We start from the raw sequence: 25,251 nt of genomic DNA on the forward strand, positions 1-25,251 counted from the left end.
TTTTCCCAGCGGAGGAACGACTAACCATGAATGACAACCTTCCCGTGGCCATCATCGGCGCGGGCCCTATCGGATTAGCCGCAGCGGCCCATCTGCTCGAACGCGGGCTGGAGCCGGTGATCTTCGAAGCCGGCCCCACCGCGGGTGCCGCCATGGAGCAGTGGCGCCACATCCGGTTGTTCTCTCCGTGGCGCTTCAACCTCGACGCCGCAGCAGTCCGATTGCTCACGCCGACAGGCTGGGAGTCGCCTCGGCTGACGGCTTTGCCTTACGGCGGGGAAATCATCGATCACTATCTGGCTCCCTTGGCAGCAACACCGGAGCTAGCTTCCCGGCTCCACACGAACGCCCGGGTCCTGGCCGTCACCCGTCAGGGCATGGATAAGACCCATGTGCGCCACAGGGATACAACACCCTTTATTGTTCGCGTTGAGCAATCTACCGGGGAATTGCGCGATTACACGGTGTCAGCAGTCATCGACGCCTCCGGCACGTGGTCTACCCGAAATCCCCTGGGAACGTCCGGTCTGCCGGCAATTGGAGAAGAACAGGCAGCGCGCAGGATCTCCTCACCCTTGCCGGACGTTGCCGGGCGTGACCGCGCTACCTTCGCTGGCCGGCGCGTCTTGGTGGTCGGAGCAGGGCACTCTGCGGCCAACACGTTGATCAGTCTTTCGGAGCTGGCGAAGCAGGAACCGGATACGCGCATCCTCTGGGCTGTGCGGGGAGTTGCTCCGGACAAGGTCTACGGGGGTGGCGATGCGGACGGTCTGCCTGCACGCGGACAGCTCGGATCCAGGCTTCGCCGGCTGGTGGACGCGGGGCGGATAGAACTGCACACGGGTTTCGGTATCAGCAAGCTGACAGACTCCGAGCGAGGCGTCACCGTAACCTCCGGCGACGGCCGCACAGTGGTGACGGACATCGTCGTACCTTGTACGGGCTTCCGTCCTGATCTCACCATGCTCAGGGAGCTCCGGCTTAGTCTTGACTCCGCCGTCGAAGCCCCCACGGAGCTGGCGCCGCTCATTGATCCGGAGTTCCACTCCTGCGGCACTGTCCCGCCCCATGGGGCAAAGGTGCTCGCCCATCCGGAGAAGGATTTCTACATTGTGGGCATGAAGTCCTACGGCCGGGCGCCAACCTTCTTGCTGGCAACGGGGTACGAGCAGGTCCGGTCGGTGGCTGCCGCGCTCGCAGGGGACCATGCGGCCGCGGACATTGTTCATTTGGAGCTTCCGGAAACCGGCGTGTGCTCAGCCGACGCCGGCACCAGCTGTGACGTACCGGCGTTGGCGCCGCCGGCAGCGGAGGCAGCGGACGGGTGCTGCTCAACTCCAGAACCGGTGCTGATCGGGATTCCCACGGGGTTGGCACATGGCCGCTCCGACGAAAATTAGCCCAGGTCAAACAGGCGGCCCAATGCGTCCCTCGTCGGGCTGCCTAAGATCTACTTTTCGGTACGCCTAAATTTCCGCTATCCTCATATCAGAATGCCCCGATGATGAGGATGACCATGGCTGCGCCAACACTCGAAACACGTCGTGAGCCGCGCAAGGCGTGGTCACGGCTCTTGCTGCTGGGCCCGGCATTCGTTGCCGCCATCGCCTATGTGGATCCCGGGAACGTAGCGGCGAACCTGACTGCCGGCGCCAACTACGGGTACCTGCTGGTCTGGGTGTTGGTGGTAGCCAATGCCATGGCTGTCCTGGTGCAGTATCAGTCGGCCAAATTGGGCCTGGCGACGGGAATGAGCCTTCCCGAAATCCTTGGCAAGCGGCTGGGAAACAAGCGCCGGCGCCTTTACTGGGCACAGGCTGAGATCGTCGCCGGTGCCACGGACATGGCCGAGGTTATTGGTGGGGCGGTGGCGTTAAACCTGCTTTTCGGGCTTCCGCTGCTTGCCGGGGGAGTCATCATCGGCGTGGCGTCCATGCTGCTCCTGGCGCTGCAGTCACGCCGGGGACAGCGGTCCTTCGAGTACGCCATCCTGGTGTTGCTGGGTGTCATCGCGGTCGGATTTGTGTCGGGATTGTTCGTCAATCCGCCGGATGCCGGAAGCGCCTTGGCTGGGCTGGTGCCCCGCTTCGAGGGTACGGACACTGTGCTGCTGGCCGCGAGCATGCTCGGAGCCACCGTGATGCCCCATGCGATATACCTCCACTCGGCCCTGGCCCGGGATCGTCATGGTTTTTCGGAGGACCCGGCCGTTCGGACCCGGCTGATCCGCGCAACACGATTCGACGTCGCGGGCGCCCTGTTGTTGGCCGGCGTGGTGAATATTTCGATGCTGTTGCTTGCCGCCTCCAGCCTGCGCGGCATCGAGGGAACGGACACGATCGCGGGTGCACACGCAGCAGTGACGTCGGCGCTGGGACCGGCCATAGGCGTCATCTTCGCCGTCGGGTTGCTTGCCTCCGGCCTGGCCTCAACCTCGGTTGGCTGCTACGCCGGAGCCACCATCATGGGTGGGTTGCTAAAAGTCCGCATCCCGCTGCTCACTCGTCGGGTTATTACGCTCATTCCAGCATTGGTGATCTTGGGCGCAGGCATCGAGCCGACCCTTGCGCTGGTCCTGAGCCAAGTGCTCTTAAGCTTCGGCATCCCCTTCGCCCTGATCCCACTGATCCGTCTCACCGGCAAACGGGAAGTGATGGGTATTCACACAGATTCCAAGGCCCTAAAAATCGCAGGCTGGACCAGCGCCACGTTGATTGTGGGACTCAATATCGTGCTCATTACCCTGACGCTTTCCGGCCAGTCCTGATCTGCCGGGTCGCCGGTTCTATTTAGCGGCTTCGTCCAGCAGCTGGCGGAACTGCTCCTCTGTGTCCAGGGTGAGTTTTTGGCCGTCGAGGAAGAACGTGGGGGTGCCGGTGACGCCCAGAGCGTTGCCGTCACTGGCATCTTTCCGGATTCGCGCTTGGGTTTTTTCGTCCAAGACACTCGCGTCGTATTTCGCCATGTCGAGGCCGAGATCCTCTGCGTAGCTGCGGAACGCAGCGGCCTGAGAGTCCGACTTTTCGCCCCACTGCGGCTGCGTTTCGAACAACTTGGCCACCATCGCCTCGTATTTGCCTTGCTGTGCCGCGGCTTCAACGGCCAACGCAGCAGTTCCGGAGTTTCGGTGTCCGGGGAGGGGGAAATAGCGCTGGACGAACGTGATCCGATCGCCGTATTCCTTTTTCAGTTCCTCGACCAACGGGTAGGCGGCGCGGCAGGATTCGCATTCGAAGTCCAGGAACTCCACCAGTTGCGCCTTCTCAGTGGCAGGATTGGTGATCCGGTGGCTGTCTTCTCGGACCAGCTGCGCCCCGCCCGCCGGCGCAACGGGGGCTGGCTTAGTGGCCATGAAAACGGCGAACCAGATGACCCCCGCCGCAACAACAGCCGCGATCAGGATCCACAGGATGGTGCGAACCCTCTTGGCGGTGTCCGCGGGCTGGGGTTTTGGTGGTGCTTGTGTCATCAGGGCTGGTTACTTTCGTGGTCGCTGTGGGCGGCTGCTTTGAAGTGACGGGATGGGGGATCGATCGACTGGCAGCAGCCGTCGGTTGCCGAATCATGGGGTGTGGTGTCCGCGCCGGGTACGTTGCAGCAAACGTCGCCGCGCCAGGCGTTTACGCCTTCACGGACGGCGATGGCGGCTATCACCAGGGCTGCGCCGGCATCTGCCCACCACCAACCCAGGGTGCTGTTCAGTACCAGGCCGATCAGCAGCACGCCGGAGAGGTACGTGCAGAGTAACGTCTGCTTGGAATCCGCCACTGCGGTTCTGGAGCCTAGTTCCCGCCCGGCCCGGCGCTGGTAGTAGGAAAGGGCCGGCATGATCGCAAGGCTCAAGGCTGCGATCACAATACCTGGAGTGGAATGCTGGGCCTCGCCCCCGCCTGTGAGGGACCGGATGGCGTCCACAGCAACAAACGCCGCGAGAGCGAAAAACGAGACGGCGATGATGCGCAGCGTCAGGTGTTCACGTCGTTCGGGATCCTTGGAGGAGAACTGCCAGGACAAGGCCGCTGCGGAGGCGACTTCCACAACAGAGTCCAGCCCAAAACCAATCAGGGCAGACGAATCGGCAATGCCACCAGCCCAGAGTGCTGCGACGGCTTCCAGGACATTGTAGGTAATGGTCGCGGCGGCAAATAACCGGATTCGGCGCACGAGAACAATCCGGCGATCCGCTGTGAGGAGGAGCAGAGGGGCGCTCATGCCAGGCAGGTCCCGTCCGGCGCGCAGCAGGCAGGATCCACAGCCAGCACCACGCCCAGCAAGTCCTTGATGGCGTGACCCAAACGGGCGTCAGCCAATTCGTAGCGCGTCCGCCGACCGTCAGGAACGGCAACCACCAAACCACAGCCTCGCAGGCAGGTCAGATGATTGGACATGCTTTGGCGGGATACTCCCACCGAGTCCGCCAAGTCGGATGGATACGACGGCGACTCCGCGAGGGCAAGCAGAACTTGAGCCCGGGTGGGGTCTGAGACGGCGTAGCCAAAGCGAGCCAGCACTGGCGCATGCGTGAGTGTCTCCATATATCCAAAGTACAGATTTGGATGTATTCACGCAATCCTGTACTCAGAGACGCGCCACAGGGTGGCGGGAGACTGAAGCGTCAGGCGCTGACGGTGTTCCGCTCGCGATACCCATCCGCGGCGTAAACACCGAGGACCCGCACCGCGGTGGTGAAGAACTCGAGTTCCTCCAGTGCCCGGCGGAGTCGTGCGTCCTCAGGATGGCCTTCGACGTCAGAGAGGAACATCGTGGCGGCAAACTCGTCGCCCACCATGTAGCTCTCCAACCTGGTCATGTTAAGTCCGTTGGTCGCAAAACCCCCGAGGGCCTTGTAGAGGGCGGACGGGACGTTGCGAACCCGGAAGACGAAGCTGGTGATCGCCGGACCCGGAAGTTCTTCCTTTGTGGGAAGCTCACGTTCACGGGCCAGGACAACAAAGCGCGTGGTGTTGGTGGGGTCGTCTTCGACGCCGGAGGCCAGGACATCCAAGCCGTACAGTTGGGCGGCAAGCGGGGGAGCGAGTGATAGCTTGCGGGGATCGTTCCAATCCCGGACTTCACGGGCTGATCCGGCCGTGTCGCCGGCGATGACGGGTTTGAGACCGGCTTCGCGGATGATCCTGCGGCACTGACCCAGTGCGTGGATGTGGCTGTGAACCTCGGCGGCACCCTCAATGGTGCTTCCCGGAATGCCCAGCAGGTCAAAACGGATAGGTAGGAAGTACTCGCCCACGATCTGCAGCTTCGACTGGGGAAGCAGGACGTGGATGTCGGCGACGCGTCCGGCGATGGAGTTCTCGATCGGGATCATGGCCAGATCCACTTCGCCGGTTGATACCAACTCAAACGCGTCCTCAAAGCTCGCGCACGGAACGCTTTCGAGCTCGGGGAACATTTCCTTACACGCGAGATCCGAATTGGCTCCCGGCTCACCTTGGTACGCAATCTTCTGGGACATGCTGCTCATGCTTACACGCGGAGCCCCCGGCAACCCAACCGCGTCCATCCTTTGACTGGACAAGCAGGCACCGCCTTCTCTACGTTCAGGGCAAGGATGGGGGACCGGCGATGACCACCAGTAACGTGCTCGGGGAGCACACGACGGCTTTCAACGAGCAGCGGGTTGCAAGGTTCGTCGGCACAATCATGGGATTGACCACCCTGCTTTGGGCGTTCCTGCTTTCAGGCGCAGTGGGCGACCTCGGGCAGGCGCCGTTGCCATGGCAGATCGCGGTGCATGCGCTGAGCCTGCTGTCAGCCCTGGCCGTCTACGTCTACTGCCGGCAGCTGGCGCACAGGACCAGCGCTGCCGGACTCATGTGCTTTGTGGCCGTAGCGTTCTTCCTCGCAGATGTCTCCTTGGGCTTTCAGTACAGCCCGTACTTCGGCGTCGCTCTCATGGCATGGGCTGCCAGCACGAGGCGACCCCTCCTGGCCGGGGCGGGAGTCCTGGCCATGGGTGCAGCCATTCTCGCCAGGTTTGAGGGTGGTCTCGACGCCGTCGTGATATCCGCATCCGGCGTCATTATCCTCGCAACAGCACTCGCCATACGTCCCGGAGACGCCCGTAAGCCCAAGTAGGTCGCAGTTCAGGTCGTTCTCAGCGCTCAAAACGACCTGAACTGCGACTCAGTTGGGAAGGGGGCTAGCCGTTGATGATCTGCGGGACGCCCAACGCCTTGAGGCCTTCGGCGCCGAACTCGAGGCCGTAGCCGGATTGCTTGGCGCCGCCGAACGGGATGCGTGGATCCACGGCTCCGTGCTTGTTGATCCATACTGTTCCGGCCTGGATGCGGGAGGCGACCTCGCGCGCGGCACTGAGGTCGGAGGACCAGACTGAGGCGCCTAGTCCGACGTCGAGCGCGTTTGCCTTGGCCACTGCCTCGTCAACGGTGCTGTATTTGATGATCGGCAGGGCCGGGCCGAACTGTTCCTCGGCCACCAACGGGTTGTCGTTGTCGATGTCGGCCACCAGCGTGGTGGGGTAGAAGTTGCCGGGCTGATCGGCGTCCGGGTTCCCGCCGATCAGGATCCGGGCGCCGGAATCGCGAGCGGCTTCAACCAGCCGGGCCACGATGTCGTACTGCTGGCGGTTTTGAAGCGGGCCGAGCACGTTGTTCTCATCCAGTCCGTTGCCCATGGGCATGGTTGCAGCGACGGCAGTCAGTTCCGAGATCACGGCCTCGTACTGGGACTCGTGGACGTACAGGCGCTTGAGGGCGGCGCAGGTCTGGCCGGTGTTGATGAACGCGCCCCAGAACAAGCCCTCGGCAATCGCCTTGGGGTCGGAGTCGGGCAGGACAATTCCGGCGTCGTTGCCACCGAGTTCAAGGGTGAGCCGTTTGACGGTGTCCGCCGAGGATCGAATGATCGCCTTGCCCGTGGCGGTGGAGCCGGTGAACATGACCTTGCCAATGGCGTGGTGCGAGGCCAGCGCTTCGCCGACGTCGCGCCCACCGGAGACCACGGACAACAGGCCTTCAGGCAGCTCTTCATTGATGATCGCAGCAAGTGCCAGCACAGACAGCGGGGTGTATTCGGAGGGCTTGACCACCACGGCGTTGCCCATGCGCAGTGCCGGGGCGATCTGCCAGACGGTGATCATCATGGGCCAGTTCCATGGACCAATGGCACCCACCACACCGATGGGCCGGTAATGCAGCTCGGCGCGGGTTTCGCCGTCGTCCACCACGGTTTCAGGATCAAGCGGCGTGGCGGCGGTGGCGCGGAGCCAGGCGGCGCAGGCGCCTACTTCGAAGCGGGCGTTGGGGCCGTTCAGCGGCTTGCCTTGCTCGCGGGAGAGCAGGTGGGCCAGCTCCTCTGCGGAACGTTCGACGGCGTCGGCGGCCTTCATGAGCGCGGCGGACCGGGCGTCGTGGCCCAAGGCAGCCCACGCAGCTTGGGCGGCAGTGGCGGCTGCGATGGCGGACTCGAGGTCTTCGACAGTGTGAACGGGGGCCTGGCCTACAGCCTCGCCGGTGGCGGGGTCGAGGATGGTGCGGCTGTTCTGGCCGTCGGCTGGGGTGATCGAGGCCAGCAGGGCGTCGTAAGTCTCCATTGGTACTCCGCTCGGGTAGTAATTCTTGGCGGCCAGTGAGGCGCGCGGCGATGTTTCCAGTGTGGTCGCCGTCACCCCGGACGGCCTTGTCATTGAACGAACAGCCCTTGACGGGAAGCGAACGCTTTCCGTTCCGGACGTCCTGCCTGATAATCGACCTTGTGACTCTTGCCTCCCTCGCTGCCTTTGCTGGCCTCTGCTTGGTCCTGTCCGTTACGCCCGGCCCGGACACCTTCCTCGTTTTGCGCATCGCCCTGAATCGGCCGAGCGCCGGAATCGCTGCTGCGGCAGGTTCCGCGGCGGGCGCGATTATGTGGGCAGCGCTGGTGGGCGTTGGTTTGGCCGCGATCCTGGAACAGTCTGCCGAGCTGTTCCGATGGGTCAAGATCGCCGGTGGCCTTTACCTGCTGTACTTGGGAGTTTCCTCGTTCATCAAGTCCCGGAAGGCGGCCAAAGCGGGCGCGGACGGTTCCGCCGCGGAAGCGCCCCTCCCGTACAGCCGGCTCTCTGCTTTGGGTGCGGGCGCGCTGTCAACGCTGCTCAACCCCAAGGTGGGACTTTTTTACCTGGCCGTGGTTCCGCAGTTCATCCCGCACGGTGGGGACACCATGGGCACGTCCTTGATTCTGGGCGTGGTCGTGGCTGTCATCGCTTTCGCGTATCTCTCGATGATCGCCGTCGTCGCGTTCAAAGCGATGCGGTGGCTTAAGCGTCCCAAGGTGAGCACCGCCGTCGAACGTGTTAGCAGCGGTGTGATCGCAGGCCTGGGCGTGGGCGTGGTGGCGTCGGGCGCCACGAGTTAGTTAGCCCGCCAGCAGCGCCAGGTAGTTATCCAGCTGCCCCGCGAGGTCCTGTGAGAAATGCTCGGCGGGGGACAATGCCACAACTATCTGCGCACCGAGCATCATGTTCAGCAGGTGATCGGCGACGGCGGCGTCCCCGATGGGGGCTTTGATCTCGCCTGCCGTGCGGGCTGCTGCGCTATGCGCCGCAATGGTGGAGTGCCACTGCCGCATGGACTCACTGTGAAGTGCAGCCATGTGGGCGTCGTTGAGCGCTTTCTGCCAGAACGGAATCACAATCCGCGCCTCATTGACACGTTCCTCATCCAGCGGCAGGACTTCGGCGCAGAACGCGCGGAGGGCCGCGACGCCTGACAGCCCCTCAGTCACCGTGGCGATGCGCTGGTTGGTGCGGTTGAAGACGTGCCCGAACGCCGAGGTCAGCAGTAGATCCTTGGTGGGGAAGTATGGCTTGAGGGCACCGTTGGCGAAGCCGGCTTCTTCGGCGATTTCCCGCATGGTGGCGCCCTCCATGCCGAGCTTCGCGATGATCCGCCAGGTTGCGTCCACCAGTTCGAGGCGTCGTTGATCGTGGTCCACAATCTTTGGCACTGGATGGGCTCCCGAAAAAATAAATGGCGGACAGGTCTTGTGACCCATCTTACGTTTTGGTTATTCTCTACACCTATAGAAAATAAATTCCTGACCCATCATAGGTCCCGGACAAGAGGCAGCCATGACGCCCACAGCAACTGAGACAGCAACCGACGCCACCGCCATTGAGGAAGCACAGTACGCCCTGGCAACGGGCGCCGAAATCTCCCAGGTGCAGGGAATCCTGCAGGCCGCCGGCCACCTTGGCGCCGAGAAACGCATCGCCTACTTGGGGCTGGTGGACCCGGCCCGTGGCCAGTCAGAGCAGGACCGCCGTTTCCGAGTCTTCCTCCACGACATCTCCGGCGGCGCACCCACCGATGTCCTTGTCTCGGTGACCCGCGGCGAGATCCTCTCCGCAACAGAACTGGACACCAAAGTCTCCGGTGAACTCCCGGTGTTGGAAGAAGAATTCGAGGTTGTGGAGACACTCCTTGCCACCGATGAGCGTTGGCTCGCCGCGCTCGCGGCCCGGGAGTTGGACGTCACCAAAGTCCGCGTTGCTCCGCTGTCCGCCGGCGTCTTTGAATATGAAGAAGAAAGGGGCCGGCGCATCCTCCGTGGGCTCGCGTTTGTGCAGGATTTCCCCGAGGACAGCGCCTGGGCGCACCCCGTGGATGGACTCGTAGCCTACGTGGACGTGGTCAACAAGGAAGTCACCCAGGTCATCGACCTGGGCGTCATGCCGATTCCGGCTGAGCACGGAAACTACACGGACGCTGAACTCACCGGCCCGCTCCGCACCACCCAGAAGCCCATCAGCATCACGCAGCCAGAAGGCCCCAGCTTCACCGTCACGGGTGGCAACCACGTCGAGTGGGAAAAGTGGAGTGTAGACGTGGGCTTCGACGTCCGCGAAGGAGTTGTCCTCCACAACCTGGCCTTCCAGGACGGCGACCGGCTCAGGCCCATCATCAACCGCGCCTCCATCGCCGAAATGGTGGTGCCCTACGGTGACCCTTCGCCCATCCGGTCCTGGCAGAACTACTTCGACACCGGCGAATACTTGGTGGGTCAGTACGCCAACTCACTGGAACTGGGCTGCGACTGCCTGGGTGACATCACCTACCTCAGCCCGGTCATCAGCGACGCTTTCGGCAACCCCCGCGAAATCCGCAACGGCATCTGCATGCACGAGGAAGACTGGGGCATCCTGTCCAAGCACTCCGACCTCTGGACCGGCATCACCTACACCCGCCGCAACCGCCGCCTGGTGATCTCCTTCTTCACCACCATCGGCAACTACGATTACGGCTTTTACTGGTACCTCTACCTGGACGGCACCATCGAATTCGAAGCAAAGGCAACCGGCGTCGTGTTCACCAGTGCGTTCCCGGAAGGCGGCTCGGACAACATCTCCCAGCTCGCCCCGGGCCTCGGCGCGCCCTTCCACCAGCACCTCTTCAGTGCTCGCCTGGACATGGCCATTGACGGCTTCGCCAACCGCGTGGAGGAAGAAGACGTGGTCCGCCAGGCCATGGGCGAAGGCAACGAGCGCGGCAATGCGTTCTCCCGCAAGCGCACACTCCTGTCCAAGGAGTCGGAGGCAGTCCGTGAGGCAGACGCCCGCGCGGGCAGGACGTGGATCATTTCCAACCCGCAATCGAAGAACCGTCTCGGCGAGCCCGTTGGCTACAAACTCCATTCCGAGAACCAGCCCACGCTGCTGGCCGATCCCGGCTCGTCCATCGCGAAGCGCGCGGCTTTCGCCACCAAGGACGTCTGGGTCACCCGCTACGCCGACGAGGAGCGCTACCCCACGGGCGACTTCGTGAACCAACACTCCGGCGGTGCCGGGCTGCCCGCCTACATTGCCCAAGACCGCGACATTGACGGCCAGGACATCGTCCTCTGGCACACCTTCGGCCTCACGCACTTCCCGCGCGTGGAGGACTGGCCGATCATGCCCGTAGACACCGTTGGCTTCAAGCTCCGCCCCGAAGGCTTCTTCGATCGCAGCCCGGTTCTGGATGTGCCGGCCAATGCCTCGGGTTCGAGCTGCCACAGCGCCGCTGCCGGTGAACACGGTGAGCACGGCGAGCACGGCGAACCCGCCGGGCACTGCCACTAGAACCGCTCCGGGACACACCATGACCACCACGGCGGGACGGGGCCGGTTGGCCGGGCCCGTCCTCCATCCCCGGATCTGCGCGGCCCTCACCGCAGTCTCTTGCCTGGTGCACCTGTGGCTCGCCGCTTCAGGACACCACGACGCCTGGCTTGGAATCCTCATGATCGCCTTGGCCGCCGTCTGCGTCCCCTGCACGGTCCACATTTGGCGCCACAGTCGCGTGGGCGCACTCCATCAGGTGACTATCTCAGCCCTGGCAATGGTGGGACTTCATGCCGTCCTGCTGCTGGGAGCAGGCGGTTCCGGACACGCCCACGGCGGGGGACCGGCGTCGAGCGCTGTTGATACGTCCGGGGCAGCGCAACTGCTGCTGGTGATCGGACTGGAAATCACGACGGCGTTACTCGCCGCCACGCTGGTGGCCCGCCTCCGGCGTGGGCGGCCTGGGCGAGTTCGCGGGAATCCTTCCACGTCGTAGGGAAATATCCAGCGACTTGGCAGGTTTCCCGCTACTTCGCGCCGGCGGATAACGAAACCCGTGTCAGTTTGTCCGGGTTGGACACTTGGCGCAGTTCCCGGATGCTCCCATCCGGGCCGGTGTTGATCACCAGGATGTCGGAGCGGCCATGATGCCTGAGCACCATGGCCGCCTCGCCATTGACCCCGATGACCCCAACGCTCACCGGCTGCACAGGATCGAAAACCACCGCTTTGCCGAGGATGCCCGCGAAGAAGCGCGCAATCCTGGCTGCCCCGAACAAGGGGTTCATGGCGCTCTTGACCTTGCCGCCGCCATCGGCCCACAGAACAGCATCGCGGTCCAGCATGGCTACAACCGTGTCAATGTCTCCCTGTTCGATGGCCCGCACCAGCTTCTCCAAAGCCGCGCGGTCCTTGGCCCGGGGTGCGGGCGCGTCCGGGTCGATCTCCAAACGACGCTCGGCCCGTGAAATCATCTGGCGCACGGCAGCGGGGGTCTTTTCCAGGATTTCCGCTATTTCCGGGGCGGACATCGCAAAGGCGCGGTGCAACACGAGCGCTGCCCTGGCTTCTGGAGCCAGTTGCTCGGCCAAGTGCAGAAGCGTCAAGGACAGGAGCTCGCGGTTGGCCAGTGTTTCTTCCGGGAGCGTGGCCGCATCCACTGGTTCGGGCAGCCATGGACCGGTGTAGTCCTCGCGCACGGCGGCGAGCTGGCGTACCCGGTCAACGGAGCGGCGGACGCAAACCGTTGTCAGCCACGCGGGCCAGGAATCCACGCCGCCCACGTCGGGTTTCCGTTCCCGCTGCACAGCATCGATCGCAACCTCAGAGACCACATCCTCGGCATGCCCAAAGTCGCCCAACATTCTGTAAGCGATGCCCAAGAGGCGATTCCGTTCGCTCTGCCACGCCGAAGTGGCCGACACCGCAAGACTCATGCTGCCAACGCTACCTTTCAGACGATCGGGTTCTTCTCATCCACGGGCGGTTCCATTTGCGTGCTGATGGCGATCCTGTTCCACACGTTGATGGTGGAGATGGCCATGATGAGTCCACCCATTTGGCTGTCATCGAAATGGGTGGCTGCAGCGTTCCAGATTTCGTCCGTGACAGTCTCCGGACCGAGCTGGGTTATGGCATCCGTCAGGGCGAGCACTGCCTGCTCGCGGGCATCGAAGAACACCTTCGAGTGCTGCCACGCCGCTACCGCGTGGAGCTTCCTCTCCGGAATGCCGCGCTTCCGGCCGTCAGTGGCGTGCATGTCGACGCAAAATCCGCAGCCGTTGAGGATGGAAGCCCGGAGTTTGATGAGTTCATACAGGTCAGGATCCACGGATTTGCGTGCATAACCTTCCAGGCCAATGACGGCGGCGTAGCCCAGTTTGTTGCTGCGGCCGATGTTGATGCGGGGCATGATGTTTTCCCTTCAGTGATGGTGCTTTACATGAGAGATGTCGGATACGACGCCGGAAGTGTGACAGCGGTGGCCAATTGTTAGAGTCAGTCGATGCGCGCAGTAGTTTTTGATGAGGTCCGGACACAGCCCGACGTGAGGGAAGTCGCCAAACCCCAGGCTCCCGCGGGAGGTGTGGTGGTGAAAGTGTTGGCAACAGGCATGTGCCGCAGCGACTGGCATGCCTGGGCAGGCCACGATGACATCACCATGCCCCATGTGCCTGGCCATGAGCTCGCCGGTGTGATCGACGCCGTCGGCGAAGACGTTCAGCGCTGGAAGGTTGGCGACCGCGTCACCGTCCCCTTCGTCTGCGGGTGCGGCACCTGCGAATGGTGCCTGGCCGGAGAAGCGCAGGTCTGCCCGGACCAACAGCAGCCCGGCTTCACCCACTGGGGATCGTTCGCCGAATTCGTGGCCCTGCACGCTGCCGACAGCAACTTGGTGGCCATACCTGACGGTGTTGAATATACGACGGCGGCAAGCCTCGGCTGCCGCTTCGCCACGGCATACCGTGCCTTGGCTGCCCGTGCGCAGGTTAAGGCCGGCGAGTGGGTGACGGTGGTGGGCGCCGGCGGAGTGGGGCTCAGCGCTGTGATGATTGCCAAGGCCATGGGGGCAAAGGTCATTGCCGTGGACCGGAACCCCGAGGCTCTGGCCGTGGCCGCACGATTGGGCGCCGACCATACAGTGCTCGCTGATGGCGCGGACATCCCGGCCGCAGTCAACGCCCTTTCCGGCGGAGGCACCCATGTGGCGGTAGACGCCGTCGGAAGTGAACAGACTTGCGCCGATGCGATCTTGAGCCTTCGACGGCGCGGCAGGCACGTCCAGATCGGTTTGCTGCCGTCCATCGACGGTAACCCGCAGGTACCCATGGCACGTGTAATCGGCTGGGAACTGGACCTCTTGGGCAGTCACGGTATGGCCGCTGTGGACTATCCGGGCATGATGGCGCTCATTGAACAGGGTGCGCTCAAGCCACAGCTGCTGATCGAACGCACCATTGGCTTGGAAGACGCTGCAGCACTCCTGCCCGCCTTCGACCAGGCCAACCCTGCTGGCATGACCATGGTGGACCCTGCGCTATAACTGCCTCCCCCGCCCAACTGGGTAGCAGTTCAGGTCGTTCTCAGCGCTGGGAACGACCTGATCTGCGACTTAGTTGGGTGCGTCCGCCGGGCGGTTCCGGTACGCAGCAAGGTAGGTGGAAATCCGGCGCACCGCTTCCTCAATGTCCTCCACAGCCGGCAGGATCACGAACCGGAAGTGGTCCGGCGTGGGCCAGTTGAACGCCGTCCCGTGCGAGACCAGGATTTTTTGTTCCTGCAGCAGCTGGAGGACAAACTTCTCATCCGAGGCAATGGGGTAGATCTCCGGGTCCAGGCGCGGGAACAGATACATGGCTCCCGCCGCGGGGACACAGCTGACGCCGGGGATAGCTGTCAGCAACTTCCACGCCAAGTCGCGCTGCTCACGGAGGCGGCCGCCGGGGCTGATCAGCGCATCGATGCTTTGGTACCCACCCAGACAGGTCTGGATGGCGTGCTGGGCCGGAACGTTGGCACACAATCGCAGGGAGGCCAGCAGTTCCAAGGATTCCCGGTAGGCAGCGGTTGCGGTCCGGGGTCCGGTGACAGCAACCCAACCCGCCCGGTATCCGGGCATGCGGTACGCCTTGGACAATCCGCTGAACGTCAGCACGCAAACGTCATCGGCCACGGCTGCGGTGTGAATGTGCGGGGCGTCAACGTAGCGGATCTTTTCGTAGATTTCATCCGAGAAGAGGACGAGGTCATGCTTCCTGGCCAACGCTGCGAACTGCTCCAGAATGTGCCGGGGGTAGACGGCGCCGGTGGGGTTGTTCGGGTTGATGATCACAATGCCCTTGGTGCGCGGGGTGATCTTGGCTTCGACGTCGGACATGTCCGGCCACCAGTTCTCCTCCTCATGGCACAGGTAGTGAACGGGGTTGCCGCCCGTCAGGGTCACTGCCGCAGTCCACAACGGGTAATCGGGTGCCGGGATGAGGATTTCGTCGCCGTTTTCCATGAATGCCTGCAGGGTCATGGAGATGAGCTCGCTGACGCCGTTGCCAACAAAGACATCCTCGACGCCGATGGTCATCAGTCCGCGCGTTTGGTAGTACTGCGAGATGGCGGTGCGGGCGGAGAAAATGCCTTTGGAATCGCTGTAGCCCTGCGCGCCGCGAAGGTGATGGATCATGTCCACCACCACGGATTCCGGTGCCTCCAGTCCAAACGGTGCCGTGTCGCCAAGATTCATCTTGAGAATACGGTGCCCTTCGGCCTCCATGGCCTTGGCCGCTTGGAGGATGGGCCCACGGAGTTCGTAGCGGACATTCTGAAGTTTGCTGGAGTGCTGCATCGGACGCATGGTTGATCTTTTCACGGCAGCGGCCCGTGCGAGCAAACTGTTCCGGAATCAGACCCAGCGAATGACCACGGGCAGGCTCTTGGTGCTGGCCGAAACTTCCCGTTCAGTGCCGTCAACCGCAACAGCGAAGTGCTGAACTTCGTCCGCGGACGCGAGGACCTCAAAATGCCCGGTCGCGTCACTGACAACGGCGGTAGCTGATGAATGCGCGTGGATGTAGGCGTCGGAAATGCCTTTGTTGTGCCCATCTACCAGCCGTCCTCGGATCCGGCGGGCGGCAACGGCGGCACCCACGGCAGCTTGGCTAGGCGGATCGGAGGGTTCCTCGAAGCGGAGGGATACAGGGACGCGGACCAAGAACCCCAGCCCCTGCCCGATTGCACCGGAATACTCCTCAGGCCGGAACTCGCCATTGGATACTACGGAGTACTGGCTGTGGCGTTCGACGGCCAAGAGTAATTGCTCCATGTTGTCCAGCTGCCCGGGTCCGTGGCATTCCACGGCAACCCTTAATTCGAGGTCCAAGGTAGGGCCCTCGCTGCGGGACCTTCCAATCCTGGTGAGGGTGGCCGCCCGCACGGTGACCGGAGCGTCCGGTGGAGGAACGACGGCGGTGGGGGACCCGTCGTCGAACCTTACGTGCTGCGGGGCGACGGCGTCCGAAAGTACCCCTAGGAGGTCGGACAGCGACGATTGCACATGGCCCACGGTAGAACCCCAGCCGGACAGAGATCCACTACATCAACTGGAACTAGGCTACTCCCGGAGATGCCCGTAGCGCACGGCGAATGGCCGGGTTTTTGTACAGATAATGCCCCTAAAGCCGCTTCAGGAGGGCATTATCTGTACAAAAACTCAGGCGAGGCCGGGGACGCGATCGTTGATAGTGAACGACTTCTTGGTGCTGACCGGAGCGCCCGGCGTGGTGACGTAGTCCAGCACACGGAAGTCGGCGGTCATGGAGTCCTTGGTGATCCGCGTGTTCACGTAGCCGCGGTTGTCGTTGTAGAACTTCAGGTGCGGGTTCCACGCCATGGTGGGGTCGGTGGTGGAGCCGGTTCCGTCGCCGGTGGAGGTAATGGACGAGCACACCAGTTCCGAACCGACCACAGCCGCCGCCGGGTCTTTGTAGTCCACCTTGAGGTCGGTGGCCCAGTGCCGGTGAACGTCGCCGGTGAGTACGACGGCGTTGCGCACCTTGGCGTCCACCCAACCTTGGGTGATGCGGCGGCGGGAGGAAGCGTAACCGTCCCAGCCGTCCATGGAGACGTCGTCGATGTCCGGCGCCTTGTCACGGTCCCGCTCGGCGAAGAAGACCTGCTGGCCCAGGATGTCCCAGCGCTGCGTGGAGTTCTTGAAGCCGTCCAGCAGCCACTTCTCCTGCTCGGCGCCGGTGATGGTGCGGTTCTCGGCCAAGCGCTCGGCCACATTCTTCCGCCAGCCGTCACCTGCGAGCTGATCGTCCCGGTACTGCCGGGTGTCCATCATGTGGAAGTTGGCCAGCTGGCCCCACTGGATGGTCCGGTAGATCTTCATGTCGAACCCGGCGGGAACGGATGACCGGCGTAGCGGCATGTTCTCGTAGTACGCCTGGAAGGCCGCCGAACGGCGCTGCCGGAAATGCTCCGTGGTGTCGTTGAGCTGAGCGGGATCGTTGTTCTCGGGGATTTCGTCCGCCCAGTTGTTGTCCACCTCGTGGTCATCCCACACCACCAACCACGGTGCGATCGCGTGCGCTGCCTGCAGATCGGCGTCGGCCTTGTACTGGGCGTGCCGTTGACGGTAGCCCGCCAAACTGACGGTTTCCGGTCCTTCGTGGTCGCGGGGGTTGCCGCCGCTGATCACGTAGCTGTCCTTCTTGTATTCGTAGAGGTAGTCGCCCAGGTGCAGCACCAGGTCCGGGTGGTCCTCGGCCAGCCGCTTGTACGCAGTGAAGTAGCCGTGCTCGTACTGGGCGCAGCTGGCGAACGCCATGGCCAAGGCAGCGGGAGTCTCACCAGGGGCCGGGCTCGTCAGCGTGCGGCCAACCTCGCTCAGGTGCCGCCCGGTGCGGAAACGGTAGAAGTATTCGCGGCCAGGCCTGAGCCCTCTCAGTTCGACGTGCACTGAGTGGGCGGTTTCGATCCTGGCATGTTCGACGCCGCGGGCTACTACCCGGCGCATCGCGGGGTCTTCTGCCACTTCCCAGGCGACGGCGACGTTGCGCGAGGGCATGCTGCCCAGGCCATCCTCGGCCACGGGGTTCACGGCCAGCCTGGTCCAGATGACAAAGCCGTCAGGCCATGGTTCGCCCGACGCGATGCCCAGCGTGAACGGATCGGTGCGGAGACCGGCGTCGTCCGCTGTTGAGGTGGCGACGGCGGGACTGGCGACGGCGGTGCCAGGCAACGCGGCGACGAGTCCGGCCCCGATGCCGGCTGAGATGAGGGATCTACGGGAGATGTTTTCCATAGCTTCGACCCTAGGAAGCGCGGGTTGACTGGGCTCAAGGACGGTGTGAATCAGTGGTTAATTGTGTGACAAAAGTTGTTATCTCGCGAGGGGTCGGTGCCGGCCATGAGGAGGGCTCGTCTATGCTCAGTTCATGACGACGGGGGAGAGCCCTAAGCGGCCTGGTGCGGTGACATTCTCAGTGGTGCTGATGTACATCGGTGGCATCGCTCAAATCATTCTGGGAATCCTGACCATTTTCCTGCGCTACACCCCGGAGGCGCAGTCCGGTGGCATCGCCCTGCCCATCACGTTGCTGGGTGCAGGGATGATCCTGTTCGGCCTGATGGTGATCGGGCTGGCCTCCGGGGTTGCACGGGGAAGCGAGGCAGCCCGTCGCGGCGCAACAGCGGTCATGCTGCTGGGCCTGGCCTTTGCCGTGCTGGACCTCATCATTGCCGCCGACGGAGATTGGTCTGCCGTCATTTCCCAGTCCATCGCTACGGTGGCAGTGCTGGTGCCGCTGTGGGTTGGGCGGGGCCGCCGCTATTTCGAGACGCGCTGATGTAGTGCTTCCTGGGCGTCCCGGTACGCCACCCGGCGGTGAACGAAGCGGACTACCTCGATCAGTGCGATGCACGCTACCGACGTTCCCAGGACGAGCAGTGCCGTGGGCAGCGTCGGATCCGTGAACTGCAGGAAGTCCCGGGCAATCGGTACCGAATACACCAGAATCAGCCCCACCATCATTGCCCCGATGACCATTCCCTTGAAACGAGTGACCGGTCGCGAGAGCACCACCAGGATCCAGATGCCGATAATCGTCAGGATCAAGGTGGAGCCGGTCCGAATCTCCGGCTCGGGAATCTGCAGGTTCGCTGCCAGGCGGGCGTAGGCGGCCAGACCCAACGTCACCGAAACACCCGCAGGCACAGCGAAGGTGAGCGACCGCCGCAGGAAACCCGGAATGTAGCGCTGAGCATTGGGCAGCAAGGCCAGGAAGAACGCGGGAATACCGATGGTCAAGCCGTCCGTGACCGAGAGCTGCCGTGGAAGGAACGGGAAGGGCAGCAGGAGGATGCCGAACGAGATGGCAAGGAACGTGGCGTAGGCGGTCTTGGTAAGGAAAAGCATGGAGACGCGCTCGATGTTGGCAATGACCTGCCGGCCTTCTGCCACCACGCTGGGCAGGTGGGAGAACTTCCCGTCCAGGAGCACCAACCTGGCCACAGCCTTGGTAGCGGCCGCACCAGAGTTCATGGCGACGCCGATGTCGGCTTCCTTGATGGCCAGGGCATCGTTAACCCCGTCGCCGGTCATGGCTACTGTGTGGCCCGCCGACTTCAACGCCACCACGATGCGCTTCTTCTGGTCCGGCGTCACCCGGCCAAAAACCACGTTGTTATTGATGGCTTCCAGGAATTCCTGGTCGTCTTCCGGCAGCTCGCGGGCATCAAAACCGTGCGGTGCGTCCAGGCCGACTTCCCGGGCAATGGCAGCCACGGTCTGTGGGTTGTCACCGGAAATGATCCGGACGTCAACATCCTGGGCGGCGAAGTAGGAGAGCGTCTCGGCTGCGTCGGGGCGGATGTTCTCCTTGAACGTCAGGAGTGCAACGGGGACCGCATCTGCCGGAACTGTCTCATCGCCCGTGGGTGTGCCGTGGGCGAGGACCAGCGTACGGCGGCCGGTGGTGGCCAGATCTGCGGCCTGTGTTGCGAGTTGCTGAAGCACGGGGTCCGGGGAGTTCTGAGCAGGGAAGACCATTTCCGGACCGCCGAGGATCCACATTCCATCCTCAAAGACCACCGCGCTCCACTTGCGGGCCGAGGAGAAGGGGACCCGATCGGCAGGAAGATCAGAGGGCTGCTCGTTGAAATGTCCGGCGAGGCTGCGCGCTGTGGCGTTGGCGTCTTTCTGCACGCCGTACCAGGCGAGCACGGACTCCCACCCGGGCCGGACCGTGAGGGGATGGGCGGCGTCGAAAACAATGTCGCCCTGGGTGAGGGTTCCGGTCTTGTCGAGGCAAATAATGTCTACCCGGGCCAGGCCCTCCACCGCCGGAAGCTCCTGCACCAAGACCTGTTGCCTGGCCAGCTTCACCGCACCCACTGCGAAGGTAATGCTGGTCATCAACACCAGACCCAAGGGAACCATGGCGACGACGGAGGCAATAGTCGCGGTCGCTGCCTCGCGCCATGCGCCACTTGCGGAGGCTTCGGCCCACCCGCCTTGGGCAATCATCTGCGCATTCAACACCAACAACGCCACCGGACCCACGAACCAGGTGACCCATTTCAGTACCCGGTCGATCGAGGACCGGAGCTCAGAGGCCACCAAGGAGAATCTCTTGGCCTCCGCCGCGAGCGAGTTCGCGAATGAGTCCGCGCCCACCCGGTCCACTACGGCTGAGCCCTCGCCTGCCACCACCACGGATCCGGAGAGCACGCGGTCGCCGTCGGTCTTTTCCACAGCATCGGATTCGCCGGTGAGCATGGACTCGTCCACTTGGAGGCCCCGTGACCCGGACACCAGACCGTCGGCCGGCACCTGGTCTCCAGCCCTCAGGACAAGGGTGTCGTCCAGCACAACATCGTCCAAGGCGATCTCTGCCTCTGATCCATCACGCATCACCCGTGCATGCGGGGCGTTCAACAGGGCCAGACGGTCCAAAGCCCGCTTTGCCCGGTATTCCTGGACGCTGCCGATGACCGCGTTCGCGATGGCGCTGAAGCCGAAGAGCGCATCCTGCCAGCGGCCGATCGCGAACAGAACAATGAAGCAGGCAAGGATGATGCCGTTGAACAGGGTGAGCACATTGGCGCGGACGATGCTCCACACGCTGCGGCTGGTGTCCTGGACGAAGGCGTTGGTCTGCCCGGCTGCCACCCTCTCGGCAACCTCGGCGGTACTCAGTCCTTGCGTGGAGGCCGTCTTGTGCCGGACGGCTTCCCCTGCTTGATCCTTCTCGAGTTCCACTCATTCCCCCGTTGTTTGGGTCGCTTCAGGGATTGTCATCGGACAGGCCGTGCGATGGGAATGAGTATGCCAGCCGAGCGGCATTAAGTCGCTGTCGTCGTCGGCTGTCACTGTCCGGCTGGCGTGGCCGTTAAGCCGTAAAGGCGAGGTCTTTGGCGTTGAGCCTGTGGAGGAGAAGTTCGCCGCGGGAGATCCGGCGCGCTTCCTCAATGGTGCTGACCGCCATGCGCTCCAGTTCCATGCCCAGTGAACCAGCCAGGTGCGGTGTGAGAAGCACGTTGGGATGGGTATAGAAGCCTGAGTCCGCGGGCAGCACCCACGGCGTAGTGACGTCCAGGACTGCGTAGAGGTCTCCTTGTTCGATGCGCCCGAATAGCGCATCCTGATCAACCAGTTCGCCGCGGGCGGTGTTGATGAAGGTGGCTCCCGGTTTGAAGCTCGCCACCAGCGCCCGGTGGATCAGGTTGTAGGTGGACGGGAGCGACGGCGCGTGGAGGCTGACCACATCGCACGTGGCCACCAGCTCTTCCAGACTAAGACGTTCGACGCCGAGCGCGGCCGCCGCGGCCTGGTCCAGGAAGGGATCGGAGACAAAGACCTTCACGTCGTAGGACTTCAGGAGGCGGATGACGTGCTTGCCGATCCTTGAGGCGCCAATGATGCCCACCCGCTTGCCGAAGTTGCCCATGTCCGGAAACACCTGGTCCGGCTCGATTTCCGCCCTCTCTGTGTGGAGCTTACGGGCGATCTGCAGGACTCTCTTGTTGGCCAGCAGGATCATGGCCACCGTGTATTCGGCAACCGGAATGGAGTTGGCATCGGCAGCCGTGCTGATTTCAATGCCCCTTTCCCAGCATTCCTCGCCCACGTGATGCCTTACTGTGCCTCCGGCATGGAGGACATGGGTCAAGCGCGGGGCCGCGGCCAGGGCAACGGCGTCCAGTTTCGGGCATCCCCAGCCGGTGATCAAAATGTCCGTCTCCGCAAGGAGTTCCAGCGAACGCGGCGCGGTGAAGTCTTCCATGGGCGTCGGGCTGAGCAGCCGAAGCCCCGGACCCAGGGCCTCCAGCCTGCGGGACGGAAAGACCCGGTCTACGACGCCGGGACCCATGGCCAGTGCGACGTTCAGTGATGGTGTGGTCATTTGACGCTCCCTGCAGTGAGGCCGGACTTCCAGAAACGCTGCAGCATGATGAAGGCCACCAGCAGCGGAATGATGGACAACAGAGAACCCGTGATGACCATTGGTGTGAATTCAGGCTGCGGTACCGAGTAGCCCTGCCAGATGGAGATGCCGACGCTGACGGGCAGCAATTGCTGGTCCTGGAGCATCACCAGGGGAAGCATGAAGTTGTTCCACACCCCCACGAACTGGAACAGGGCAATGGTGATGTAGCCCGGCATCATCATGGGCAGGCCCAGGGAGAAGAAGGACCGGATGGGTCCGGCGCCGTCCATGCGTGCGGCTTCAAGGGTTTCGGCAGGAACGTAGCTGGCGGAGTAAACCCGCGCCAGGTACACACCGAAGGGGTTGCACAGAACCGGGATGAGGACAGCCCAGATGGTGTTGGTCATGCCCACCAGGGAGGCCAGAAGGTACATGGGCAGCACCGTGGCCGTGTTGGGAATCAGGACGCCCACCAGGACGAAACCGAAGAGCGAGTCTTTCCACCGGAATTGGAACTTGTCGAACGCATAGCCGGCCATCACCGAAATCAGGCTGCCCAGCACGGCGCCAACACCGGCATACATCACGGAGTTACCCAGCCAGCGGAAGAACAGGCCGCCGTCCTGCTTGGCCACGTTGGCGATGTTCTCGAACAAGGAGAAGTTCCCCAAGGCGTAGGCGCTGGTGCCGTACAGGTCTGCAGCGTTCTTGGTGGAGGCGAACACCAGCCACAGGACCGGTACCACCATGTAAGCGGAGCCGATGATCAGGAGCCCGTTGACGGTGAGCTTGCTGGCGAAGCCACCGCCGCGGTTGGAGCTGGATCCGGTGCGGTTCGAACGGGATCCGGCGCGGCGGGGAGTTGCTGTGTCCGGGGTGGTGCGGGGGCGGGGGAGAGTTGAGGCGCTCATGATTTGTTCATCCTGGAGCTAAGGCGGGTGACGGCCAGGGACAGGACTGCGGCCAGTCCGGCGATGATGATGGAGGCAGCCGCGGCCTGGTTGAGGTTGTGACGGATGAAGGCCGCGTCGTAGGCCCAGAGGTTGGGAACCCAGGTACTGGTGACCGATGCTGTGGCCTTGGAGATGATGGACGGTTCCGTGAACAGTTGCAGGGTGCCGATGATGGTGAAGAGCATGATCACGCTCAGCGCCGGAAGGATCAGCGGAAACTTGATGCTGATGGCCGCGCGGATTTCGCCGGCACCGTCCACGCGGGCGGCTTCCAGGATTTCCTGGGGAACAGCCTGCAAAGCGGTGAACAGAATGATGACGTTGTAACCGGTCCACTCCCAGACGCCGATGTTCACGATGGACGGAAGAACCAAGTGCGCGTCGAGGAAGTTGAGCTGGATCCCGCCGCCTTGGAGAGCCTGGACAAGCGGGCTGATACCCGGGGTGTAGAGGTAGGCCCAAATGAGGGCGGCGATGACGCCGGGTACTGCGTGGGGAAGGAACACCAGGAGCTGGAAGAGCTTGCGCGCCTTGGCCACCGTTGCATCCAGGAGGAGGGCGAAGACCACTGCGCCGCCCACCATGCAGGGAATGTAGATCAGGCAGTACAAGCCAAGGCGGGCGATGCCTTCCACAAACGTTTCGGACTGGAAGACCTGCACATAGTTCTCAAGTCCAACGAAGACCGTTTTGGCTTCCCCGAAGCCCAGCCCGGACTTCTGCTGCGAGTGGAAACTCAGCACCAGGGAGTAGATCACCGGTGCGATCATGGCGATCGCGAAGACCGCGAAGAAGGGAACCAGGAACAGCGCGGCAGTCCTTCCGCCGGTTCCCGCCAGTGCGCGGCCTCGGCGGCGCACTGTGGTGGTGAGGGCCTGGGTGGCCATGGGATTCTCCTAGCTTGGAGGGGGCCTCATCCTGAGGCCCCCTGCCTGTGTGGCTATTCGGTGACGGAGTTACTCTTTGACGGAAAGGCCGGCCTGCTTCAGGCTTGCCACGGTGGCGTCCTGGGCGGTATCCACGGCGTCATGGATGGTGCCGCCGGTGGTCAACTTGCCGTAGGCGTCCTTGAGCGCAGTGTTGGTGATGTCCCAGTTGGGACCCCACTGCCAGCCCGGGGTGATGGTGCAGTACGCCTTGGTGAAGACCTCGTAGATGTCGTTGCCGAAGTAGCTGGCGTCATACGCCTTCTGCGCCACCGGCGTCAGGCCCGGGAAGGCAAGGAAAGCGGAGCCCGTGTTGCCGCGGGCCTTGATGGCTTCCTGGCTGGTGGTGAGGAACTCGACGAACTTGGCGGCCGCGGCCGGATTCTTGCTGCTCTTGGTCACGTTGAAGCTGGATCCGCCATAGAAGGCGCCGGACTCGTTGCCCCACGTCGGCAGTTCCGCAGCGATCCACTGGCCCTTCTGGCCGCTGGCCTCGGTGCGCTTCTGGATGCCCGTGGCGCTCCAGTTGGCACCCAGCACGCCAACTACGTTGCTGTTGGCCAGGTCCAGGCTCCACTCGTCACTGTAGGCCTGGCTGACCTTGACGATCTTCTGGTCAATGAGCTTCTGCCAGTAAGAGGCAACCTTCTGCGTGGCCTCGTCATTGACGCCCACCTTCCAGCTGTCACCCTCGGTACCGAACCACTTGGCACCTGCCTGCCAGGCCAAGCCGGCGCTCGCCGCCACCTCGTTGGGGTTGAAGCTGGCAAGGTAGGAGTCAGGCGCTACGGCCTTGAGCTTTTTGCCGGCCTGTTCAAATTCATCCCAGGTTTTGGGGACCTCGACGCCGGCCTTCGCCAGCATGTCTTGGCGGTACCACATGAGCATGGGGGCTGCGTCGTACGGAAGTGCGTAGGTTTTCTCACCGAACTGGACCAAAGCCTTGGTCTCGTCCGTGAGCTTGTCCACGGTCTCGGCCTTGTTGATCAGGCCATCGAGCGGGATCACCTGGCTGTTGCTGACGAACTGCGGCAGCTGCGGGTATTCGATGGTGGCTACGTCCGGGCCGTTGCCTGCCGTGATGGCGGTGGAGAGTTTTGCGTAGCCACCGTTGGCGCCGTTGGGGATGGTTTCGAAGCTGACCTTGATTTTGTCCTGGCTGGCGTTGAACGCTTCAGCCACTTTGTCCATGCCTGCCAACGAGGACCAGAAGGTGATGGATCCTGTGGGATCCTCCGTGGGGGTGGGCGCTGCCGCTGGAGTGGGGCCAGTACCGCAGGCGGCCAGCAACAGAGTGCTGGCGGCCAAGCCAGCTACTCCGGCAAAGAGATGACGACGCTTCATGGTGTTCTCCTTTGAAGACTTGCGATGCGAAGAAGGTTTGT

24 protein-coding genes are annotated in these 25,251 nt (G+C 63.2%); 8 read left to right on the plus strand and 16 right to left on the minus strand.

What is annotated here, in order from left to right; all coding sequences use genetic code 11:
• The first annotated feature begins 26 nt into the window (after nucleotides 1-26).
• Nucleotides 27-1,400 (plus strand): FAD-dependent oxidoreductase, encoded by a 1,374-nt coding sequence (locus ACIQH5_RS15710; RefSeq protein ID WP_400404999.1) that lies wholly within the window; start codon nucleotides 27-29, stop codon nucleotides 1,398-1,400.
• Nucleotides 1,401-1,516: 116 nt separating this feature from the next.
• Nucleotides 1,517-2,767, plus strand: coding sequence for an Nramp family divalent metal transporter (locus tag ACIQH5_RS15715; RefSeq protein ID WP_400405001.1), 1,251 nt, complete (start codon nucleotides 1,517-1,519; stop codon nucleotides 2,765-2,767).
• An 18-nt stretch (nucleotides 2,768-2,785) separates the two neighbouring features.
• On the opposite strand, the gene ACIQH5_RS15720 is transcribed toward ACIQH5_RS15715, so the two are convergent.
• The 4 genes from ACIQH5_RS15720 to ACIQH5_RS15735 all read right to left on the minus strand — a co-directional run bounded on the left by ACIQH5_RS15720 (nucleotide 2,786) and on the right by ACIQH5_RS15735 (nucleotide 5,473).
• Nucleotides 2,786-3,469, minus strand: a complete 684-nt coding sequence (locus ACIQH5_RS15720) for a DsbA family protein (protein WP_400405003.1) — start codon at nucleotides 3,467-3,469, stop codon at nucleotides 2,786-2,788.
• The gene (locus tag ACIQH5_RS15725; protein WP_400405005.1) at nucleotides 3,469-4,212 is read right to left on the minus strand and encodes a cation diffusion facilitator family transporter; all 744 of its coding nucleotides are present in this window, start codon (nucleotides 4,210-4,212) and stop codon (nucleotides 3,469-3,471) included. Before ACIQH5_RS15725 ends, ACIQH5_RS15720 begins: the two co-directional genes overlap by 1 nt.
• Nucleotides 4,209-4,535: a helix-turn-helix transcriptional regulator gene (locus ACIQH5_RS15730; protein WP_062068324.1), complete on the minus strand. Its 327-nt coding sequence runs from the start codon at nucleotides 4,533-4,535 to the stop codon at nucleotides 4,209-4,211. Before ACIQH5_RS15730 ends, ACIQH5_RS15725 begins: the two co-directional genes overlap by 4 nt.
• Nucleotides 4,536-4,615: 80 nt before the next feature.
• Entirely contained in the window at nucleotides 4,616-5,473 is an 858-nt protein-coding gene (locus ACIQH5_RS15735; RefSeq protein WP_400405007.1) for a prephenate dehydratase, read from the minus strand.
• A 110-nt stretch (nucleotides 5,474-5,583) separates the two neighbouring features.
• On the opposite strand from ACIQH5_RS15735, the gene ACIQH5_RS15740 reads away from it, so the two are divergent.
• Nucleotides 5,584-6,096 carry a hypothetical protein gene (locus ACIQH5_RS15740; protein ID WP_400405009.1) on the plus strand — a complete coding sequence of 171 codons (513 nt, stop codon included), beginning with the start codon at nucleotides 5,584-5,586 and terminating at the stop codon, nucleotides 6,094-6,096.
• 64 nt (nucleotides 6,097-6,160) lie between these two features.
• Here ACIQH5_RS15740 and ACIQH5_RS15745 read toward each other — a convergent pair whose 3' ends face one another.
• Nucleotides 6,161-7,573 carry an aldehyde dehydrogenase family protein gene (locus ACIQH5_RS15745; protein ID WP_400405070.1) on the minus strand — a complete coding sequence of 471 codons (1,413 nt, stop codon included), beginning with the start codon at nucleotides 7,571-7,573 and terminating at the stop codon, nucleotides 6,161-6,163.
• Between the two features lie 161 nt (nucleotides 7,574-7,734).
• Between ACIQH5_RS15745 and ACIQH5_RS15750 the strand changes: the two genes are divergently transcribed.
• Nucleotides 7,735-8,376, plus strand: a complete 642-nt coding sequence (locus ACIQH5_RS15750; protein ID WP_062068663.1) for a LysE family translocator — start codon at nucleotides 7,735-7,737, stop codon at nucleotides 8,374-8,376.
• Here the strand turns inward: ACIQH5_RS15750 and ACIQH5_RS15755 are convergent, their stop codons facing one another.
• On the minus strand, nucleotides 8,377-8,967 hold the full coding sequence (locus ACIQH5_RS15755; RefSeq protein ID WP_400405013.1) for a TetR/AcrR family transcriptional regulator: 591 nt from the start codon (nucleotides 8,965-8,967) through the stop codon (nucleotides 8,377-8,379). It lies immediately after the preceding gene.
• Nucleotides 8,968-9,091: 124 nt separating this feature from the next.
• Here ACIQH5_RS15755 and ACIQH5_RS15760 point away from each other — a divergent pair, with 124 nt between their 5' ends.
• Both ACIQH5_RS15760 and ACIQH5_RS15765 read left to right on the plus strand, forming a co-directional pair.
• Nucleotides 9,092-11,080 carry a primary-amine oxidase gene (locus tag ACIQH5_RS15760; RefSeq protein WP_400405016.1) on the plus strand — a complete coding sequence of 663 codons (1,989 nt, stop codon included), beginning with the start codon at nucleotides 9,092-9,094 and terminating at the stop codon, nucleotides 11,078-11,080.
• A gap of 19 nt (nucleotides 11,081-11,099) precedes the next feature.
• Nucleotides 11,100-11,558, plus strand: coding sequence for a hypothetical protein (locus ACIQH5_RS15765; RefSeq protein ID WP_400405019.1), 459 nt, complete (start codon nucleotides 11,100-11,102; stop codon nucleotides 11,556-11,558).
• A gap of 31 nt (nucleotides 11,559-11,589) precedes the next feature.
• On the opposite strand, the gene ACIQH5_RS15770 is transcribed toward ACIQH5_RS15765, so the two are convergent.
• Together ACIQH5_RS15770 and ACIQH5_RS15775 are read right to left on the minus strand one after the other, a co-directional pair.
• Nucleotides 11,590-12,498: a sigma-70 family RNA polymerase sigma factor gene (locus ACIQH5_RS15770; RefSeq protein ID WP_400405021.1), complete on the minus strand. Its 909-nt coding sequence runs from the start codon at nucleotides 12,496-12,498 to the stop codon at nucleotides 11,590-11,592.
• Nucleotides 12,499-12,515: 17 nt separating this feature from the next.
• Nucleotides 12,516-12,974: a carboxymuconolactone decarboxylase family protein gene (locus tag ACIQH5_RS15775; RefSeq protein WP_400405023.1), complete on the minus strand. Its 459-nt coding sequence runs from the start codon at nucleotides 12,972-12,974 to the stop codon at nucleotides 12,516-12,518.
• 93 nt (nucleotides 12,975-13,067) lie between these two features.
• Here ACIQH5_RS15775 and ACIQH5_RS15780 point away from each other — a divergent pair, with 93 nt between their 5' ends.
• Nucleotides 13,068-14,105: a zinc-dependent alcohol dehydrogenase family protein gene (locus ACIQH5_RS15780; RefSeq protein WP_400405026.1), complete on the plus strand. Its 1,038-nt coding sequence runs from the start codon at nucleotides 13,068-13,070 to the stop codon at nucleotides 14,103-14,105.
• A gap of 69 nt (nucleotides 14,106-14,174) precedes the next feature.
• On the opposite strand, the gene ACIQH5_RS15785 is transcribed toward ACIQH5_RS15780, so the two are convergent.
• The 3 genes from ACIQH5_RS15785 to ACIQH5_RS15795 form a co-directional block, all read right to left on the minus strand.
• A complete protein-coding gene (locus ACIQH5_RS15785; RefSeq protein ID WP_400405029.1) occupies nucleotides 14,175-15,410 on the minus strand; it encodes a pyridoxal phosphate-dependent aminotransferase in 1,236 nt (411 codons plus the stop codon).
• A gap of 48 nt (nucleotides 15,411-15,458) precedes the next feature.
• A complete protein-coding gene (locus ACIQH5_RS15790; protein WP_400405032.1) occupies nucleotides 15,459-16,109 on the minus strand; it encodes a hypothetical protein in 651 nt (216 codons plus the stop codon).
• A gap of 156 nt (nucleotides 16,110-16,265) precedes the next feature.
• The gene (locus ACIQH5_RS15795) at nucleotides 16,266-17,861 is read right to left on the minus strand and encodes an alkaline phosphatase D family protein (RefSeq protein ID WP_400405035.1); all 1,596 of its coding nucleotides are present in this window, start codon (nucleotides 17,859-17,861) and stop codon (nucleotides 16,266-16,268) included.
• Between the two features lie 133 nt (nucleotides 17,862-17,994).
• Between ACIQH5_RS15795 and ACIQH5_RS15800 the strand changes: the two genes are divergently transcribed.
• Nucleotides 17,995-18,405 carry a hypothetical protein gene (locus ACIQH5_RS15800; RefSeq protein ID WP_400405038.1) on the plus strand — a complete coding sequence of 137 codons (411 nt, stop codon included), beginning with the start codon at nucleotides 17,995-17,997 and terminating at the stop codon, nucleotides 18,403-18,405.
• On the opposite strand, the gene ACIQH5_RS15805 is transcribed toward ACIQH5_RS15800, so the two are convergent.
• The 5 genes from ACIQH5_RS15805 to ACIQH5_RS15825 all read right to left on the minus strand — a co-directional run bounded on the left by ACIQH5_RS15805 (nucleotide 18,387) and on the right by ACIQH5_RS15825 (nucleotide 25,210).
• Nucleotides 18,387-20,819 (minus strand): HAD-IC family P-type ATPase, encoded by a 2,433-nt coding sequence (locus ACIQH5_RS15805; protein WP_400405041.1) that lies wholly within the window; start codon nucleotides 20,817-20,819, stop codon nucleotides 18,387-18,389. The genes ACIQH5_RS15800 and ACIQH5_RS15805 overlap by 19 nt on opposite strands.
• A gap of 130 nt (nucleotides 20,820-20,949) precedes the next feature.
• Complete coding sequence (locus ACIQH5_RS15810; protein ID WP_400405043.1) at nucleotides 20,950-21,963, minus strand: hydroxyacid dehydrogenase; 1,014 nt, start codon at nucleotides 21,961-21,963, stop codon at nucleotides 20,950-20,952.
• Complete coding sequence (locus ACIQH5_RS15815) at nucleotides 21,960-22,898, minus strand: carbohydrate ABC transporter permease (RefSeq protein ID WP_014922889.1); 939 nt, start codon at nucleotides 22,896-22,898, stop codon at nucleotides 21,960-21,962. The genes ACIQH5_RS15810 and ACIQH5_RS15815 overlap by 4 nt, the downstream gene beginning before the upstream one ends.
• Nucleotides 22,895-23,827: a carbohydrate ABC transporter permease gene (locus tag ACIQH5_RS15820; protein ID WP_400405047.1), complete on the minus strand. Its 933-nt coding sequence runs from the start codon at nucleotides 23,825-23,827 to the stop codon at nucleotides 22,895-22,897. The genes ACIQH5_RS15815 and ACIQH5_RS15820 overlap by 4 nt, the downstream gene beginning before the upstream one ends.
• A 69-nt stretch (nucleotides 23,828-23,896) precedes the next feature.
• Nucleotides 23,897-25,210 carry an ABC transporter substrate-binding protein gene (locus ACIQH5_RS15825; RefSeq protein WP_400405050.1) on the minus strand — a complete coding sequence of 438 codons (1,314 nt, stop codon included), beginning with the start codon at nucleotides 25,208-25,210 and terminating at the stop codon, nucleotides 23,897-23,899.
• Nucleotides 25,211-25,251 lie beyond the last annotated feature (41 nt).

The organism is Paenarthrobacter sp. NPDC091711, from assembly GCF_044756605.1.
Taxonomy (GTDB): Bacteria; Actinomycetota; Actinomycetes; order Actinomycetales; family Micrococcaceae; genus Arthrobacter.

Excerpts from the sequence above, each read along its gene's own strand:
- ACIQH5_RS15710 (WP_400404999.1), top strand. The coding sequence starts at position 27 with ATGAATGACAACCTTCCCGTGGCCATCATCGGCGCGGGCCCTATCGGA.
- ACIQH5_RS15715 (WP_400405001.1), top strand. The coding sequence starts at position 1,517 with ATGGCTGCGCCAACACTCGAAACACGTCGTGAGCCGCGCAAGGCGTGG.
- ACIQH5_RS15720 (WP_400405003.1), bottom strand. The coding sequence starts at position 3,469 with ATGACACAAGCACCACCAAAACCCCAGCCCGCGGACACCGCCAAGAGG.
- ACIQH5_RS15725 (WP_400405005.1), bottom strand. The coding sequence starts at position 4,212 with ATGAGCGCCCCTCTGCTCCTCCTCACAGCGGATCGCCGGATTGTTCTC.
- ACIQH5_RS15730 (WP_062068324.1), bottom strand. The coding sequence starts at position 4,535 with ATGGAGACACTCACGCATGCGCCAGTGCTGGCTCGCTTTGGCTACGCC.
- ACIQH5_RS15735 (WP_400405007.1), bottom strand. The coding sequence starts at position 5,473 with ATGTCCCAGAAGATTGCGTACCAAGGTGAGCCGGGAGCCAATTCGGAT.
- ACIQH5_RS15740 (WP_400405009.1), top strand. The coding sequence starts at position 5,584 with ATGACCACCAGTAACGTGCTCGGGGAGCACACGACGGCTTTCAACGAG.
- ACIQH5_RS15745 (WP_400405070.1), bottom strand. The coding sequence starts at position 7,573 with ATGGAGACTTACGACGCCCTGCTGGCCTCGATCACCCCAGCCGACGGC.
- ACIQH5_RS15760 (WP_400405016.1), top strand. The coding sequence starts at position 9,092 with ATGACGCCCACAGCAACTGAGACAGCAACCGACGCCACCGCCATTGAG.
- ACIQH5_RS15765 (WP_400405019.1), top strand. The coding sequence starts at position 11,100 with ATGACCACCACGGCGGGACGGGGCCGGTTGGCCGGGCCCGTCCTCCAT.
- ACIQH5_RS15770 (WP_400405021.1), bottom strand. The coding sequence starts at position 12,498 with ATGAGTCTTGCGGTGTCGGCCACTTCGGCGTGGCAGAGCGAACGGAAT.
- ACIQH5_RS15775 (WP_400405023.1), bottom strand. The coding sequence starts at position 12,974 with ATGCCCCGCATCAACATCGGCCGCAGCAACAAACTGGGCTACGCCGCC.
- ACIQH5_RS15780 (WP_400405026.1), top strand. The coding sequence starts at position 13,068 with ATGCGCGCAGTAGTTTTTGATGAGGTCCGGACACAGCCCGACGTGAGG.
- ACIQH5_RS15785 (WP_400405029.1), bottom strand. The coding sequence starts at position 15,410 with ATGCGTCCGATGCAGCACTCCAGCAAACTTCAGAATGTCCGCTACGAA.
- ACIQH5_RS15795 (WP_400405035.1), bottom strand. The coding sequence starts at position 17,861 with ATGGAAAACATCTCCCGTAGATCCCTCATCTCAGCCGGCATCGGGGCC.
- ACIQH5_RS15800 (WP_400405038.1), top strand. The coding sequence starts at position 17,995 with ATGACGACGGGGGAGAGCCCTAAGCGGCCTGGTGCGGTGACATTCTCA.
- ACIQH5_RS15810 (WP_400405043.1), bottom strand. The coding sequence starts at position 21,963 with ATGACCACACCATCACTGAACGTCGCACTGGCCATGGGTCCCGGCGTC.
- ACIQH5_RS15815 (WP_014922889.1), bottom strand. The coding sequence starts at position 22,898 with ATGAGCGCCTCAACTCTCCCCCGCCCCCGCACCACCCCGGACACAGCA.
- ACIQH5_RS15820 (WP_400405047.1), bottom strand. The coding sequence starts at position 23,827 with ATGGCCACCCAGGCCCTCACCACCACAGTGCGCCGCCGAGGCCGCGCA.
- ACIQH5_RS15825 (WP_400405050.1), bottom strand. The coding sequence starts at position 25,210 with ATGAAGCGTCGTCATCTCTTTGCCGGAGTAGCTGGCTTGGCCGCCAGC.